Genomic DNA, 15,648 nt, shown 5'->3' with positions numbered 1-15,648 from the left:
CCACGTCGTTCTCTCATCGTCCTCACCCCCTAGTTTCTTCTGTTTTAAGGAGGCGACAACAAGTCTGACACGGGGGGATACCGTGACCTTGGCATCGCCTCGCTGCCACTCAACGCAGATGACTTGACTGGACGAGTTCGTGCCGGGAAGAACGTTTTGCGCAACGGTGGCCATGTGCAAAGCCACAAACTGCTGGGCGCCAACCGCCACCGGGCGGGGGTTGACATCGGTCAGCGTGCCAGCAGTATCGTGGGCCTGAGCGCGCCGATCTCTGTCTTGGCGCAGCCAGATGCTGACCAGATTGGCGTTGAGTTGATGAATCCTGGCCACGCCGGCCACCGAAGCCCCAGGTTGACGGCAGGCCGCCATCACCTGGGCCTTGAATTCGTCGCTGTGTTTGCGCCGAGTACCGCCTTTGATTGCACCCATGAGAATGTCCATTTAGAAGTGAAATGGGCATCTTCGGGACCTCGGAAATGGGGGGCAAGATGGGAGGACTGGCCGCTTACAGTAACTCTGCAATCCGACTGGTTTTGTGCGTGGGCAGCCGAGTCAGCACGTCGCTCAGATACTTGTAAGGGTCTGGCCCATTGAGTTTGATACTCTGGATCAGGCTCATGATGGCCGCCGCTCTTTGGCCTGCCGGTTGAGAGTCAGTTCTTTCGGCCCGTGGCCTAGGGCCGTATCTGCTCTTCGTTATGGTCGTTGTCGATGGGCAACGTCGGGTCTGCCAAGAAGCGCGTGAGCGCTTCCCAGCGGTTGAGGCTGCAATCGATGGCCTTGGCTGTTGCGCTGCTATCTGGCACTTTAATGCCGTGCAATATCAGCCATTCGTGAAGTATGTCTGTAAGTGGCGGGACGATGGGAGCCTCATCAGTGAATGCCATCAGGGCCAGCAGGCACTGCCTGCACAATAGGCCGGATATAAGACTGCAGCCCTGGCTTTAGATTCCTCGCGCATCCAAGTCACTTGTAATCCGGGTGGTCGCCATATACACCACTCTTAGAAGGCATCAGCCCTTTTTGCGCCTTTTGGAAGCTGCTGGGTTGGCCCGCTTTGTTCTGAACTGGGGGCCTGAACTGCTTAATATTCGCACCTCACCTGCGCTTCTATTTGGCACTCGGATTGGTGTGTGGTTTTTTCAGGGACAGATATCTTATTGCTTGCCAATTGATTCAATTTTCTCCATTATTGATTTTGCAATAATGACATTGCCTTGCTCGTTTGGATGAACTCTATCTTTGAAGTAGATACTCCTTTTTGGGGCCTCTATTTCATAAAATGGACGAATAAAATTCGGTGTAATTTCTTTTGTTTTCTCTATAAAGAGTTGCTTGTCTTTTTTATAGACTTCGTCTTGCGAGTTTTCTTGTTCTTCATCGATAAATAAAATTATAGGAACAGCCCCATTTTTCTTGAATTCATTAACTATTTCTTGGAGTGTTTCTATGTTCTCGATGGGTGTGTTTTTGCTTGTCTTAGATTTGTTCACGCCCGGATCCGATAAATTTTCTCGTAATATTTTCGGAATGATGTATCTGGATAGTAGGTTCTCTATTGCGAAGGTCGGTCGATGACTAGGGAATGCAGGGTGTGTGTCGATTATTTCTGATTTTGTTATTTCTTGGAATATATCGTTTTCGCCAATTTGGATAATGGCAAAGTCACTGTTGTATATTCCATGTTCCTTTAACCATCCAAGCTCATTTGCTATGCTCCACCCAGCAGCAGATGCATTAAATACTATGCTTTTTTTGTTTTTATTATTGAGTAAGGTGTTTAATTGCCCCGGGTAGGTCGCTTCATTAGATATTGTCGCACCCCCGAAGGTGATTGAATCACCTATTGCTATTATCTTGATGTACTCCGTGCCTGGTGATTTGGGTAAATCGTTGTTTCTGAAGCCATCATTATTGTAGATCATGTGCCCGCCAAGTCGTCTAATGTCTTGGGATGGGGTTACTCGATATCCGTATGCTGTTTTTTCGTATAGTAATGGCGTATTTAGGCCAATTAGTCTGAGTGTAAGCTCTAGTCCAATTAGCAATAGGCCTATTACTGCAGTTATTGCAATAAATCTTTTATTTTTCATTTTTTTGCCAATCGATATTTTAATTGGTTTATTAAGGGGTTTTCTACTTTCTTATGGATTATTATTCCTAGAGCTATTGATACTGGTGAGGTAATTAGTAATGCTGTGTGTGGTGTGGCTATTGGTATACTTTTCGATAAGATTCCGAGAGTGGCAGAAATTATTGCTTCGTGTGTGAGGTAAATTGCATAGGAGGCATTGCCGATTAGTGATGCCAATGCTCCTAATTTGCCGCTAATATCTTTTGAGTAGGTGGCTAATATTATTATTAGTGCGCATATCGCGCTCATCAATTCAACTTGGCTTGTGTTGAGTCTGGAGTAATCCATGCAGTATGCGATTGGGATTAGTGCTGTGCTCGCAATAATTACAAATTCTCCAGGCACTTTGAATTTTATATTGATGATTTTCTTGTTTGTGAGTATGGCGACCAAACCGCCTGCCAAAAATAATATGTTGAGTGGGTTTATTAGGAATCTTATTATTTCCGGAGCTGTCGTGGACGAGTCCGTTGAGAGTAAGCTTTGTATTATTGGTGCGACTCCCCAGGCAGGCAGTAGCAGGTATCTAAAGAAACTCTTGCTGAATAATGAAAGGCACAATAGATAGAACAAAAACTCATGCCTTAATGTCCAAACTGAATTTGGTTGAACATCACCTATCGGAAACAGTATGAGTGACCTAAGGTAGGGTGCGATTTCTATATTGCCCCGCCCAATGTATTTGAGTAGGCCGTATGATATGACGCAAAGCCATAAAAAAGGAATTATTCTGATGAATCGCCTTTTGACGAACTCTTGAGGTGATATTTTTGGATGGGCACTAATGTTAGGGCAGGTTGTGTGGATTATTATAAAGCCGCTTATGCAGAAGAATAAATCTACACCAATCGATCCAAACTCTAAAAAACTGCCGAATGGACTGACGCCATAATATTTACCTAGTCCAATCATGCCAGATGAATGATCCAATACGACCAAAAGCGCGGCAACTGCTCTGAGGTACTGAATACCAGTAATCTCTTTTGTCGGTGTCATGATTTGAATAATACCATTTCTAATTGTTATGAGGTGCTTGGGTATTCTTTGTCAGAGGTGGTGTGTATTTGGTTGTTTATGACTGCAGCTGCCATGGCACCCCAGTGCATAGATTAATTTGACGATCGAGGCTCAAGTTTTGAGATGAGTGAGCGTAAGGCTGCTGTTAGTTTGTTTGTTTGTTGCATGGCTGGATATTCTATGAATTTATTGGCTGCGAAGCCAGCTATAACCACTACCGGCGTTATTCCAATGATGATTGTCCAGTGTTGGATTGGGGTAAGCGAGCTTGCGGAGGCTATTCCTGTTTGGGTATTGAAGACCAAAAAAAGTAATAGCCCGTGAATTAAGTAGATTCCATATGCGAATTCCCCAAGCAAGCGAGATGTTGGGTTGCTTAGAATTCCGAATAAACTATTTCCTGATGCAATCAGCGTGAAAAATATAGTCAATAAGACGAGTTGGATTGGCCCATTCCCAAGTGGGAAACATGAGACCGTTACAGATATGCATAGAATGCATACGATTGATGAGAGCTTGTTAGATGCAAAATTTGTGAAATTCTCTGATCTCACAAAGAAAGCAGCAATCATCCCACCAATAAAGGCAAGATAGCGAATGTCTGGGTGTCTTGCTATAAAGATGATCGATAATAGTCCAAGAGCCAAGCATGCTACTGGAGCTCGTATCGAGCGGGTCAAGGCCATAATTGGGAGGAGTAGATAAAATGCCCACTCATATGGTAAGGACCAAGTTACACCCGCGATAATTGTGAAGGTGTTGTCTACTCCGTTAAGGTCTGGTGCACCAAACGCTGTAAAAATTAGCCATTTAAACAGTCCAAGACCAAGTTTTGGGATGGATTCATTTAATTGCCAATTGCTAACTGTAAAAGTCAGCAGAAATACAATTATTAGCGCAGAGAAATACAAGGGCGTGAGCCTTAGAAATCTCGATGAATATAATTTCAACCAGTCTATTTTATTATCTTTTGCATCTAATATTTTTTTTGTAAATAAAAATGCTGTTATCATGAAAAATAATGAGACCGCGCTTTGCCCGAAATGTGTGTAAAGCCTTGAGGGGGGGGGTTCCCATTTCCCCGTTCGCAAGTAAAAGTACCAAATGCATGCGTGGTGTAGAAAAACGAAAAATGCCAAAAATCCACGTAACCCATCTATTGACAAAAATCGGCCGCTATTTTCTGGTGGGCCGAATATTTTTCTTAAAATAAATACGGTAAGTACGGCCATCGCCAGAGCAAATATGGCAGGTATTGAGCTGGCTGGGTCCATTGGATCCCTCTCCCTTGAGGTCTTTTTTGATATTCTGAATTAATAAGCAAAATCTAAGTTTTGCTTATTAATGTGGCATTTTTCGGGTCGTATAAATCTAGTCGATTTATCACTCGTGGTGATCGTATGCCTTGAACCCAGCCATCTTCACCAGCGCATCCTTGCGTGCCGAGTCGTAGTCTGAGATCACCATCTCTTTGACCAGCTCCGCCAGCGTGATCTTCGGCTTCCAGCCCAGCTTGGCGTGCGCCTTGGTGGGGTCACCCAACAGCGTTTCCACCTCGGTCGGGCGGTAGTAGCGCGGGTCAACCCGCACCACGACGTCGCCCACCTTGCATTTGGCCTTGTCGCCGGTCACGGCGGTCACCACGCCCACTTCGGCTTCCCCTTCGCCCTCAAAGCGCAGCGTCACGCCCAGTTCGGCCGCTGCAAACTCCACAAACTGGCGCACGCTGTATTGCACCCCGGTGGCAATCACAAAGTCTTCGGCCTGTTGTTGTTGCAGCATCAGCCACTGCATTTCTACATAGTCTTTGGCGTGGCCCCAGTCGCGCAGGGCGCTCATGTTGCCCAGGTACAGGCAGTCTTGCAGGCCCAGGGCAATGCGGGCAATGGCGCGGGTGATTTTGCGGGTAACAAAGGTTTCGCCACGCACGGGGCTTTCGTGATTGAACAAAATGCCATTGCAAGCGTAAATGCCATAGGCCTCACGGTAGTTCACCGTGATCCAGTAGGCATACAGCTTGGCCACTGCGTAGGGGCTGCGGGGGTAAAACGGGGTGCTTTCCTTTTGCGGAATCTCTTGCACCAGGCCGTACAGCTCGCTGGTGCTGGCTTGGTAAAAGCGGGTTTTCTTCTCCAGCTTCAAGATGCGAATGGCCTCCAGAATGCGCAGGGCGCCAATGCCGTCGGCGTTGGCCGTGTACTCGGGCTCTTCAAAGCTCACACCCACATGGCTTTGGGCGGCCAAGTTGTAGATCTCGTCGGGCTGCACCTGCTGAATGATGCGAATCAGGCTGGTCGAATCGGTCAGGTCGCCATGGTGCAAGATGAACTTGCGGTTGCTTTCATGCGGGTCTTGGTACAGGTGGTCAATGCGGTCGGTGTTGAACAGGCTGCTGCGGCGTTTGATGCCGTGCACCTCGTAGCCTTTTTCAAGCAGCAGCTCGGCCAGGTAAGAGCCGTCTTGGCCCGTCACGCCGGTGATCAGCGCTACTTTGCGATTGGTTTGACCCTGATTTGCCATTTTGTGTTCTCTCTTTTCTATCTCTTTGATTCAAAAAATTGAAACCGCTGTGTCCAATGCGGTCAGGTGTTGCTTGGCGGTTGCCTTTGGCTGCCTATTTGCCAGGGCTCGGCCTTGGTCACGAAAGCTTGGGCCTGGCTCAGCTGTTGAATTCGCCAGCGGCCTGGCGCTGCAAAAAGTCGGCATAGGCGCGGGCAATGCCGGCGCGCAAATCCACCTGGGGCTGCCAGCCCATGCTGGTCAGGCGGCCCACGTCCATCAGCTTGCGGGGGGTGCCGTCGGGCTTGGTGGTGTCCCACACCACTTCGCCGTTGAAGCCCACCACCTCGCGCACCAACTCGGTCAGGGCCTTGATACTCAGGTCGTGCCCGCAGCCCACGTTCACCAGGGGCGGGTACACCGACAGCAGGCTGTCAAAGCGCTCATCGGGCAGGTTCATCAGGTACACGCAGGCGTCGGCCATGTCGTCGCTGTACAAAAACTCGCGCAGCGGCGTGCCCGTGCCCCAGGCGGGCACCGTGGCGTCGCCACGTTGCTTGGCTTCGTGAAACTTGCGGATCAGCGCGGGCAGCACATGGCTGTTTTGCAGGTGGTAGTTGTCGCCCGGGCCGTACAGGTTGGTGGGCATGGCCGCCAAAAAGCGGGTGCCGTATTGGCGGTTGTAGGCCGAGCACATCTCGATGCCGGCAATTTTGGCCAGTGCGTAGGGGCGGTTGGTGGGCTCCAGCGGGCCGGTCAGCAAGTATTCTTCGCGCATGGGCTGCGGGCACTCGCGTGGGTAAATGCAGCTGCTGCCCAAAAACAGCAGGCGCTGCACGCCGTGGCGCCAGGCCGAGTGGATCACATTGGTTTGAATGGCCAGGTTGTCGCGAATGAACTCGGCGGGGTAGCTGTTGTTGGCCACAATGCCGCCCACCTTGGCCGCGGCCAGGTACACCTGGGTGGGCTTTTCGGTGGCAAAAAAGGCCTCTACCTGGTCGGCCTGGGTCAGGTCCAGCTCGGCATGGGTGCGGGCCAGCACCTGCTCGCCTTGTGCCTGCAGGCGCCGCACCAGGGCCGAGCCCACCAGGCCACGGTGGCCCGCCACGTAAATACGCTGTTCGTTGCCAGAACTCATCCCTGATTCCCTTGATTTTGTTGAAAATTTCACGCTGCGCCATTATTACCAAAGTCTGTGCACTCTTACTTACAAACCCTAGGTTGTTGTAAATCGCGCAGGTAACTTTGGCTGAAGTAGTGCACCTCGCTGCTGGCCAGGGCCTGCTGCAGCGGCCACCAGCGCCAGGCTTGGTGCTGGGCGTCGCGGTGGGCGGGCTCAAAGCTTTCGGGTACATGCAGCAAATGGGCCAGCGCCACATAATGCGTGCTGGCTGCCTCTTGGGCAGCAAAGCTATCAGCATAAAAATGCTCATATGCCCCAAGCCACTGCGGTTTAAAGCTGTTTTGTATCAAATCGGGCGTAATGCCAATTTCAGATTCAGCAATGCGCTGCGTGGCTTGCTGCATGGTTTCATTTTTATAGATTCGGCCCCCGGGCACAAACCAGTAGCCTTGGGCAGGTCGATTGTTGCGCTGGCCCAGCAACACTTGGCTGTGGTTGCGCACCACAACCAGATCGATCGACACCAATGGTGCAGACTGCACCACGGTGGCAAAGTCGCCCAAGGGCAGATGACCCAGGATGGGGCCTTGGGGGGCGCCGATTGGTGGCGCCGAGGCGATGGTGGCATCTGTTGGGATGGGGGCGGTCATGGTGATGTTCTACCAGAACAAGATGGCCAAGTGGTGAGGGGGGCAGGCGCTGGGGCTTTCAATCAACGCTGGTGGGTTGCCGGCGGGTTGTCGGGTGGTCAGTGCACACAACTGCGAAGCAGGGTTGTGGCCCCAGAGGCCATTGATTGTTGAATGGTGGCCAACAATAATTTGAATTGTTTTGGCTTGAGCCATCAGTCTTCAAGAAAAGTGGTGTCTTGATATTCTTTCTCTTGCTTCGCCGACCGCATTTTTGAAGCGATATAAAGCACCAATACGACAGGCCAGAAAATGGTGTAAAGCACCACCTGAAACACCAATGAAACTACTTTATTGAGTATTTTCAAAAAAAGCATTTTGGTGGGCTTTTCTTTCAAATCGTCGGGCAGGTCAATCGACGAGTGTTTCCACTCGTTGATATGGTTATTGGCCTCTAGAACGATACCCACAATCGAAACCAGCAGCCCGATGGCTGCATAGAGCATCAACATGGCATGCATTGTCATGGTCTACTCCATTTTCACTTTCGGCGATGGCGGGCCGGGGTGATGTCGCTGCTGCCTGCTTTGCCGGGCGGCTGGTGCGTGCAGGGGGCAAGGCGAGTTGATGAATCGTTGGGGCCACGCTGGCCGTGGCGGGTGTGTGGCGCGGGGCCTGCTGCGGTGGCCGGCTGCGCACACCATGGGGTGGCTTGCGCAGCCGCTGGGCGCTGTTGGTAGGGGTGGGCAGGGCGATGGGTTTGTGCCGGCTGCCCCAGGCATTGGCACCACAAAGCGCTGTGGCCGTTGCTGCTGGGCTCACTTGGCTTGGCGGGCCCTGCGGCACCAGGGCGCATGGCCCACGGCAGGCCCTTCGCATGGCCCCGTGCGCGGTGGTGGGCAGGCGCACCTATACATGGTTTGTTGTTAGAACTCATCCCTGATTTCCCTGTTTTTTGTCTAATACTTCACGCTTTGTCATTATTGCCAATGTCTTGGCCGCGTGGCATAAAAACCATCAGTGATGGCCCACAAAGAAAGCAGAGGCTCGGTGAGTGGGGCGAAAACCTATTGATTTTTATAGGTCAAAATTCTTTCAAAACAGCTTATCAAATGTGCTGCTTGCTTGCCGTGGGTGCCTGAGTGGGGGGCTTATGTCGATTTTCTCGCGCAACCTTGGCGTTCAGGTGATGGGCTCTTGCCAGTTGTTGGCGTAGAGGGCAGCAAAAACGGGGCTCAATGAGTTGGGTCACTGTGCTGGTTGTGGGGCGGGGCGTCGCTGCTCATGGGCCGGTATCGTGCAGGCCAGCGCTGCGGCTTGGCCCGTGGGCCTGAGCCTCGGGCGCCGCACAGTACCCCTGAACACGCCGCTGGGCAGATGCAACCCTGAACGGCAAGCCGGGGCCGGCTAGGGCTTGTACTGCTTGCAGATACTGGCTGCATGGGCCGGTACGCGCTACATGCTGCTGACAACGAGGCCCAGCCAGGGTCGGGCGGGCTGGTGCTGCGCAATTTGGCGGGCGTCACCGCCGTCGACGATATCAACGACCTGGAGCTTGAGCTGCTGGCCCAGCTCTATCAAAGCGTGCTGGTTGACGAGCTGCCAGACCGGGCGCTGTCGGTTGCCGACATCAAGCATTGGCACCGCCGCTGGCTTGGCAATGTGTATGCCTGGGCGGGGCAAGAGCGCTCGGTCAACATGAGCAAGGAGGGCTTCAGTTTTGCGGCGGCTGGGCAAATTCCGCGCTTGATGGCGGGCTTTGAAAAAAGTGTGCTCAAGCGCTTCACACCTTGCCACGGCCTCACGCCAGCTGGCCTGGTCGAAGCCATTGCCGTGACGCAGGTCGAGTTGATCTTGATCCACCCGTTTCGTGAGGGCAACGGCCGGCTCTCACGCTTGCTGGCCGATGTGATGGCTGTTCAAGCGGGGCACAACCCCTTGGACTACAGCCGTTGGGAAACCCATAAAGCGGGGTATGTCGCGGCCATTCATGCCGGGTTGGCCCTGAACTACGAACCCATGAAGTTCTGGGTTCGAACCGCCATGAACCCTTAGGCCGCCAGCTTGATGTGCGCAAACCGCTGCTGGCTGGGCTGCTGCAGTTTTTGCTCCAGCTTCTGGATGTTCTGGCCCGTTTCGATGGCGGTTGAACTGGCCACGGCCCGACGCACTGCGGCCATGCTGGGCTTCTTGCGGGCGTTGGTGGGGCGGGGCGGCATGGCGGAACCCAAGTGAAGATCTGCTCAACAGTTTAGCGAAAAGTGCCGGCCAAGACAGCGCGTACCGAACAATGGCCGCCGCGTGCAGGGCCTTCAGGCCATCGGGCGTGTGGGCCTGTAGGCTGAGGTACAGCACGCAGCCCAAGCCTGGGTTGACACCGGGGCCAGCCATTCACCCAGGTAGACTTGCCCCTGATCTTCCACTGGGCCCAGGGAAGCCACAATCTCGACCCTTGTGCCGCATAGTCGCCGCAGCCCGAAAGGGTTGGTGCTAGTAACACCTTCATGTAGCGGCGCAACCTCTCCGAAATGAGGTTTTGTCACGTCAGAATCACGGCCTTCGGCATTGCCGAGGGTTTCGCTTTCGGACGGGATGACCAGAACGGTAACGTCTGGTGCACGGCTACGTACGTGTTACTACATCCCGTCCACCTACATGCCTCTAGTAAAGGCATCAGGTGGTTTCCAGGCTCATGTAGGAGTTCTGAACCATGCCATACGGCCACCATAGGCACAGCAGTCGCGCTGCTGCCGCTCCCCATCCCCCATCCCCTGTTGCTGGGCCCTGCGCCGCGGGCAAGCCACCTTATCCGCCTTGAGAGCCTGCTTCGGCTTGCTGCAGGGCCAGCACGTCGTCGATCAGCGCGCCGGGCGCTTGTTTGACGGCCTGGGCCAGGCTCAGCAGGCTGGTCAGGGTGGGCTGACGTTGGCCGTTTTCAAGCAGGCTGATGTAGTTTTTGCTCAGGCCCGCCTCGTAGCCCAGGGCTTCCTGGGTCAGGCCAGCAGCTTGCCGGTGGCGCTTCAACGCCAAGCCAAATGCGACGGCAATTTCCATTCGTTACTCCAACTGTAGTTGGATTCATTGGATCGCTTGCTTAGCATCAGGTCATCCAACCATAGTTGGATTTTGGTTGCCTTATGGGTGGCCATGTTGCTTGTGCCAGCAGGGCCATGACCAGGGCCTTGCATCAACCTGAATGCGCTGCCGCCAAGGCGCAAAGGGTGCCGCACCCCGTCTGACGGGGCTGTTTTGCAACTCAGTGAATCAAGGTTTTTATGAAACGCTTCTTTCAAGAGGTAGGGATTTCTGTTGCCGAAAACTTGCACGGGGTTTATCGGTACCGCGGGATACGGTATGCCGCACCGCCCACCGGCAGCCGGCGGTTGATGCCTCCGGTGCCCTGGCAAGGGCCGGTGGTGGCCGCTGCGGTGATGCCACCTGGGGGCCAGGCAGTGCAGCAGCCCATGGCACCGCAACTGGCTTCGCGCTTGGCGCACGTGATGGGGCCGCTTTGCGATCGCCCGCAGTCTGAAGACTGCTTGACTTTGACCGTGACTTGCCCGCACCCCGTGGATGACTGGGGTGCTGGGTGCCCCCAGGCTGGGGGCAGCGATGCCTCGCGCACCCGCCTATTGCCCGTGCTGGTTTGGTTGCATGGCGGGGGCTGGTCGTCGGGGGCCGGTGATTTGCCCTGGTATGACGCCGCTTTGCTGGTGCGCGAGGGGCCCATGGTGGTGGTCAGCCCCAATGCCCGCTTGGGCGCTTTGGGCTACTTGGTGGCCGACGGGTTGAGCGATGGCAACCTGGGCTTGCTAGACCAAGAGGCCGTGTTGTTGTGGGTGCAGCAGCACATTGAGCAGTTTGGTGGCAACCCAAAGGCGGTCACGGTGGTGGGGCAATCTGCCGGGGGCAGCGCCGTGGCGCAGTTGCTGGTGCGGCGGGCACTGGGGTGGCAACAGGCCTTGTTTAAGCGCGCTATTTTGCAAAGCCCGGCCTTGGGTGTGTTGCCCTACCAGCCGGCCCAGGCCCGTTTGCTGGGGGCCCAGGTGGTGGGTGCCTTGGGGGCATTGCCCAGGCATGCCACGGTGCCGCAGTGGCTGGGTGCGCAAGCCAAGGCGGGGCCCTGGGCCCGGCAATTGGGCTTGATGGCCGGGCCTGTGCACCCCCCGTTTGCCCCGGTGGCTGATGGCGTGGTGCTGCCGCAGGCATCGGCCTATGGTGCCGCCATAGACCAAGCGGCAGGCCTGGTTGATGTGTTGCTGGGCTGGGGGCACCACGAACTGGGTGCTTTTACAAGCCCTACGCCAACCCATTCAAACCAAGCCGCGGGCCTAGACCCCTGGTTTGCCGCCCCCGCCTGGCGCTGGGCGCAGTGTGCCGCGCAGCAGGGGCGGCGGGCCTGGGTGTACCAGTTTGACTGGGCCCCTGCGGGCAGCGCGCTGGGGGCGTGCCACTGCATTGAGTTGCCTTTTGTGTTTGGCACTTTGGGGGCATTTGCCCGCGCGCCGATGTTGGCGGGCACGGGGGCAGTGACGGGTGCGGGTTTGCCTGCACCCGTCCTAACGCCGGTTGAGCAGGCGCAGCGCTGCAGTTTGTCGCGCCAGGTTCGGCAAGCCTGGGTCAATTTCGTGTGCTCGGGCGACCCCAATCAGGGGCCTGCCTCGGGGCTGCCAAGTTGGCCGCCCGTGGCACAAGGGCGCAGCCCTGTGATGCACCTGCAGCAACGCAGTTATTGCACTGAGGTGGCTGCTGGCTGGGCCAGTGCCGCAAACCTGCAACGGCCTGCCATGGCCGGCTGAGCAGGCCCTTTTAAATTTTTTGTGAAAGCAAGGCCATGACTTCTGAAGATTTGTTGGTGGGCCCCGCAGGCGGGGCCGCAACGCCCTCATGGGCGCGGGCTTGGGGTGTCGCGTTTTTGTGCTTTTTAACGGTCACGCTGGATGGCTACGACACCACGGCGATTGGGTTTGTGGCCCCTACGCTGGCGGCGGTTTGGCAATTGCCGGGGGCCGCGTTCACGCCTGCATTCATGGCAACCAGTGCGGGTGCGGTGTTGGGCTACTTGCTGAGCGGCCACTTGTCGGCACGGCAGGGGCGGCGGCGGGCCATGCTGCTCACCGTGGGCTTGTTTGCACTGGGCTCGTTGGCCACGGCGGCGGCGCAAGGGGTGGTTTCGTTGTCGGTGCTGCGCTTGCTCACGGGGGTGGGTTTGGGCGCGGCCTTGCCCGCCGCCGCATCGCTGGCGGTTGAGCAATTTGCACCGCAGCGCCGCGAGCAGGTGGCCATTGCCGTGGTGGCCGGTTTGTCGGTGGGCGCGGTGTTGGGCGGGTTGACCGGGGGGCTGTTGATTACCCGCTGGGGCTGGGAGTCGGTGTTTGCCTTGGGCGGGCTGTTGCCGCTGGCATTGCTGCCAGTGCTGTACCTGGGCTTGCCCCACGATGCGGCCCAAGGCGCTGGCACCGGCACCGGCACCGGCACCGGCACCGGCACCGGCACCAGCTTACACACTGGCCTTGCCAAAGGGGCGCACAGCGCGGCGGGCACTGTGCATGGCAAGGGCCAGGGCCATGTTGCGGCGCTGTTTACCGCAGGGCAGGGCTGGCTAACCGTGTTGATCTGGATGTTTGCGTTTCTGATCTTCAGTGCTACGTATGCCCTGCAGCTGTGGATGCCCACCTTGCTGGGCAGCTTTGGCTTTACCCCCCAGCAGGCCCCCCAGGCGGTGGGCGCGTTGGGCTTGGGGGGCTTGGCCGGGGCAGGCTTGCTGATGGTCTTGTCGGCGGCGGTGGGGGTGTTTATGGCGTTACCGATTTTGCTGGTGATCACGGTGTTGGCCATTGGCAGTTTGTCGCTGTTACCCCTGGGGGTGCCGATGGTGTTGCTGGCGGTGGCTTGCATGGGCGTGGGCCTGATTGGGGGCTGCCTGGGGCAAGCCGCCATGGCCATATCGCTGTATGCGCCGGCCGAACGCACCAGTGGTGTGGGCTGGGCCGCGGCCTGGGGCCGCATGGGGTCGATTGCTGGGCCTGCTTTGGGGGGCCTGATGCTGGCGGCCCACTGGGGCCCGCGCGAGATCATTTTGTGGGCCTGTGCCCCGGTGGTGGTGGCCGCCGTGGTGGTGTCGTACCTGGGGCTTGCCCTGACCAGGCTGACGGCCCAACGCGGGGCTGCGCAGTTAGGCCCGGCGGCCTAGGCCTGTGAGGCAGTGGGCTGCGGAAGCAGTCGGCTGTCAACGCGAAAGCGAAAGCAACAGCAAAGCCACGCGCTTTCCATCAGCTTGCAGCCCCAGCAGTGGGGCGGGCCCTGGCCTGCGGGCAGGGCTTTTAACCCGAAGAAAGTTAACCATGAAAACGACCATGCTGCTAAGTGCGGCAGGCTGCGCCATGGCCTGTATGGCCCCAAGCGCCCAGGCCCAGATGGCCCAGACAGCCGAGGTGGCCCACACGGCCGAGCTGGCCCAGATAAGCGCACCAGTGGGTAGCCCCACCGACACCCTGCGCGCTCTGCAACAGCAAATGCAGGTGCTGCAGCAGCGCCTGGCCGATGGGCAGCAGGCCCAGCAGCAGCTGTTGGGCTTGCAGCAACGGCTGGATCAGCTTGAGCGGCGCCTGGATGCCCCCACGGGCCTGAGCCCCGCGCCGGCTACGGCCACGCAAGCCACCCAGAACTCAGCCCAGCAAACCGCCCTGCAGCCCGGGGATTTGCCAAAGTCAGTCAAGCTGGGGGCGACCTCGGTGGCGGTAACCGGGGTGGTGTGGCCGATTGCCAGCGTGAGCTCGCGCAGCGCTGGGCCCTTGAGCCCGGGGGACGACTTTTTGATCTTGTCGCAGATACCCGTAGGGCCGGGGGCAGCAGGACAAACACAGAACAAGTTCAAGCTGGGGGCCAAGGCCACGCGCTTTGGGGTCAAAACACTCACGCCCTCGGGCTGGGTGCCGATCAGCACCTTGCTAGAGCTTGATTTTTTTGGCGGCCAGGGCAACGAGGTGGCCACCAACTCGTATGCGCCCCGTCTGCGCCATGCCTGGTTGTCGGTGGGGGGGCTGGGTGCGGGCCAAACCTGGTCGAACCTGTTGAACGTGTCGGCGCTGCCCGAGTTGTTTGACCCAGCCCCACCGATTGGCTGGTTTGGCGGGGGCGTGCGGCAAGCCCAGCTGCGCTGGACATCGCCCACAGCCGCCGATGGATCGTTTTGGGCTGTGTCCGCCGAGAACCCCGAAACCTACTTGGGCACGCCAGCGGCACAAGACAGCGACAAGCTGCCCGATGTGACGGGCAAGGTGCACTTTGGCCTGGGCCAGGGGCAGTTTGAGCTGGCGGGCGCCCTTCGGCGCCTGAGCACGGCCAACCCTGGCGGCGCCCAGGCCACGGGCTATGGCCTGGGTTTTGGCGGTGCCTTGCCTTTGACGGCCAGCACGTCGATGCAGTTCAGCACAGGCTTGGGGCGGGGGCTGGGCCGCTACTGGGGCGGGATCGTGGCCGACGCCACGCGGTCCGACAACAGCCCCCACACGCTGCAGCTGATCAGCCAGAGCGGTGGCTTTGTGTCGGTGCGCCACTTTTTTAGCCCAACGCTGCGCAGCAACCTGATTGCCAGCTGGCTTGTGATGCGCCTGCCCGGCGCTGGCGGATTGGCCAATGCCAATGCAACCGCCAGTGCCTCAACCCTGGATCGCAGTGCGCAAACCCTGCACCTGAACCTGGTTTGGACACCCGTGGCGGGTCTGGATGTGGGCCTTGAGCTGATGCGCGCCCGGCGCGAGCTGGGCAACGGCCAAAAAGGCGATTTGACCCGCTACCTGGTGGGGGCCAAGTACGCCTGGTAGGGGCCCCCAACAGCGCCACCCAACAGCGCCACCCAAGAGCGCCAGAGCTGTTGCCGTGTTGCGTGGCTTTTTAGCGTTGATTTTTAAAAGCGGAGACGTGATGAGCACTCTATTTTCGAAGGCCATGGTGCGCGCGCTTCGCCGCCGGTTGGGCAGCGCTGATGTGCATTCGATCTGGTCAAGCGCACAGAGGCCTGGCCCCGGGGGCCTGGCCGGGCGTGAGATTCAGCTTCTGCACAAGTCGCCACTGCCATGTGGATTTGGCGACAAACCGTGTCTTATGATTCAGGTGGTAAAAGTGCTCACACAGAAGCGCTTGCGCAGCCACCGGGGGGCTCTCAGGGCGCTGCTTGATCAGGGACAGAGGGTTTTCTCTTTGCCAACCAGCCAGTTTGCAGGCCACCGGCCGGGTGCTCCCCG

The 15,648-nt window shown here is 57.0% G+C and carries 14 protein-coding genes and 1 pseudogene; 4 read left to right on the top strand and 11 right to left on the bottom strand.

Annotated elements, in window-relative coordinates:
• From AC07PT_RS07195 to AC07PT_RS07155, 9 genes and pseudogenes are all read right to left on the bottom strand, one after another.
• Positions 1–429 (bottom strand): transposase (locus AC07PT_RS07195; RefSeq protein ID WP_494656271.1); only part of this gene is annotated, 429 nt, incomplete at its 3' end.
• A 76-nt stretch (positions 430–505) separates the two neighbouring features.
• Positions 506–854 (bottom strand): annotated as a pseudogene (locus tag AC07PT_RS07190) (IS66 family transposase); the annotation flags it as partial.
• Positions 855–1,157: 303 nt separating this feature from the next.
• A complete protein-coding gene (locus tag AC07PT_RS07185; RefSeq protein WP_494656270.1) occupies positions 1,158–2,093 on the bottom strand; it encodes an SGNH/GDSL hydrolase family protein in 936 nt (311 codons plus the stop codon).
• A complete protein-coding gene (locus AC07PT_RS07180) occupies positions 2,090–3,130 on the bottom strand; it encodes an acyltransferase family protein (protein WP_494656269.1) in 1,041 nt (346 codons plus the stop codon). The genes AC07PT_RS07185 and AC07PT_RS07180 overlap by 4 nt, the downstream gene beginning before the upstream one ends.
• Before the next feature lie 113 nt (positions 3,131–3,243).
• On the bottom strand, positions 3,244–4,425 hold the full coding sequence (locus tag AC07PT_RS07175) for an acyltransferase family protein (RefSeq protein WP_494656268.1): 1,182 nt from the start codon (positions 4,423–4,425) through the stop codon (positions 3,244–3,246).
• A 109-nt stretch (positions 4,426–4,534) separates the two neighbouring features.
• Positions 4,535–5,671, bottom strand: coding sequence for a GDP-mannose 4,6-dehydratase (gene gmd, locus AC07PT_RS07170; RefSeq protein WP_494656267.1), 1,137 nt, complete (start codon positions 5,669–5,671; stop codon positions 4,535–4,537).
• A gap of 139 nt (positions 5,672–5,810) precedes the next feature.
• Positions 5,811–6,788 carry a GDP-L-fucose synthase family protein gene (locus AC07PT_RS07165; RefSeq protein ID WP_494656266.1) on the bottom strand — a complete coding sequence of 326 codons (978 nt, stop codon included), beginning with the start codon at positions 6,786–6,788 and terminating at the stop codon, positions 5,811–5,813.
• A gap of 65 nt (positions 6,789–6,853) precedes the next feature.
• A complete protein-coding gene (locus AC07PT_RS07160; protein ID WP_494656265.1) occupies positions 6,854–7,423 on the bottom strand; it encodes a GDP-mannose mannosyl hydrolase in 570 nt (189 codons plus the stop codon).
• A gap of 194 nt (positions 7,424–7,617) precedes the next feature.
• A complete protein-coding gene (locus AC07PT_RS07155; protein ID WP_494656264.1) occupies positions 7,618–7,929 on the bottom strand; it encodes a hypothetical protein in 312 nt (103 codons plus the stop codon).
• Between the two features lie 913 nt (positions 7,930–8,842).
• On the opposite strand from AC07PT_RS07155, the gene AC07PT_RS07150 reads away from it, so the two are divergent.
• A complete protein-coding gene (locus tag AC07PT_RS07150) occupies positions 8,843–9,457 on the top strand; it encodes a Fic/DOC family protein (protein ID WP_494656263.1) in 615 nt (204 codons plus the stop codon).
• On the opposite strand, the gene AC07PT_RS07145 is transcribed toward AC07PT_RS07150, so the two are convergent.
• Entirely contained in the window at positions 9,454–9,621 is a 168-nt protein-coding gene (locus AC07PT_RS07145; protein ID WP_492346590.1) for a hypothetical protein, read from the bottom strand. The two genes, AC07PT_RS07150 and AC07PT_RS07145, sit on opposite strands and share 4 nt — an antisense overlap.
• Before the next feature lie 586 nt (positions 9,622–10,207).
• Positions 10,208–10,456, bottom strand: a complete 249-nt coding sequence (locus AC07PT_RS07140; RefSeq protein ID WP_494656262.1) for a helix-turn-helix domain-containing protein — start codon at positions 10,454–10,456, stop codon at positions 10,208–10,210.
• A gap of 221 nt (positions 10,457–10,677) precedes the next feature.
• Here AC07PT_RS07140 and AC07PT_RS07135 point away from each other — a divergent pair, with 221 nt between their 5' ends.
• The 3 genes from AC07PT_RS07135 to AC07PT_RS07125 all read left to right on the top strand — a co-directional run bounded on the left by AC07PT_RS07135 (position 10,678) and on the right by AC07PT_RS07125 (position 15,228).
• A complete protein-coding gene (locus tag AC07PT_RS07135) occupies positions 10,678–12,201 on the top strand; it encodes a carboxylesterase family protein (RefSeq protein WP_494656261.1) in 1,524 nt (507 codons plus the stop codon).
• A 35-nt stretch (positions 12,202–12,236) separates the two neighbouring features.
• On the top strand, positions 12,237–13,595 hold the full coding sequence (locus AC07PT_RS07130) for an MFS transporter (protein WP_494656260.1): 1,359 nt from the start codon (positions 12,237–12,239) through the stop codon (positions 13,593–13,595).
• Positions 13,596–13,746: 151 nt separating this feature from the next.
• Positions 13,747–15,228 (top strand): DcaP family trimeric outer membrane transporter, encoded by a 1,482-nt coding sequence (locus tag AC07PT_RS07125; RefSeq protein ID WP_494656259.1) that lies wholly within the window; start codon positions 13,747–13,749, stop codon positions 15,226–15,228.
• Positions 15,229–15,648 lie beyond the last annotated feature (420 nt).

It is taken from the genome of Curvibacter sp. GW821-FHT09D12 (genome assembly GCF_059416245.1).
Note: the sequence above shows the minus strand (reverse complement) of the source record. Positions and strands in the feature narration are given on the sequence as shown.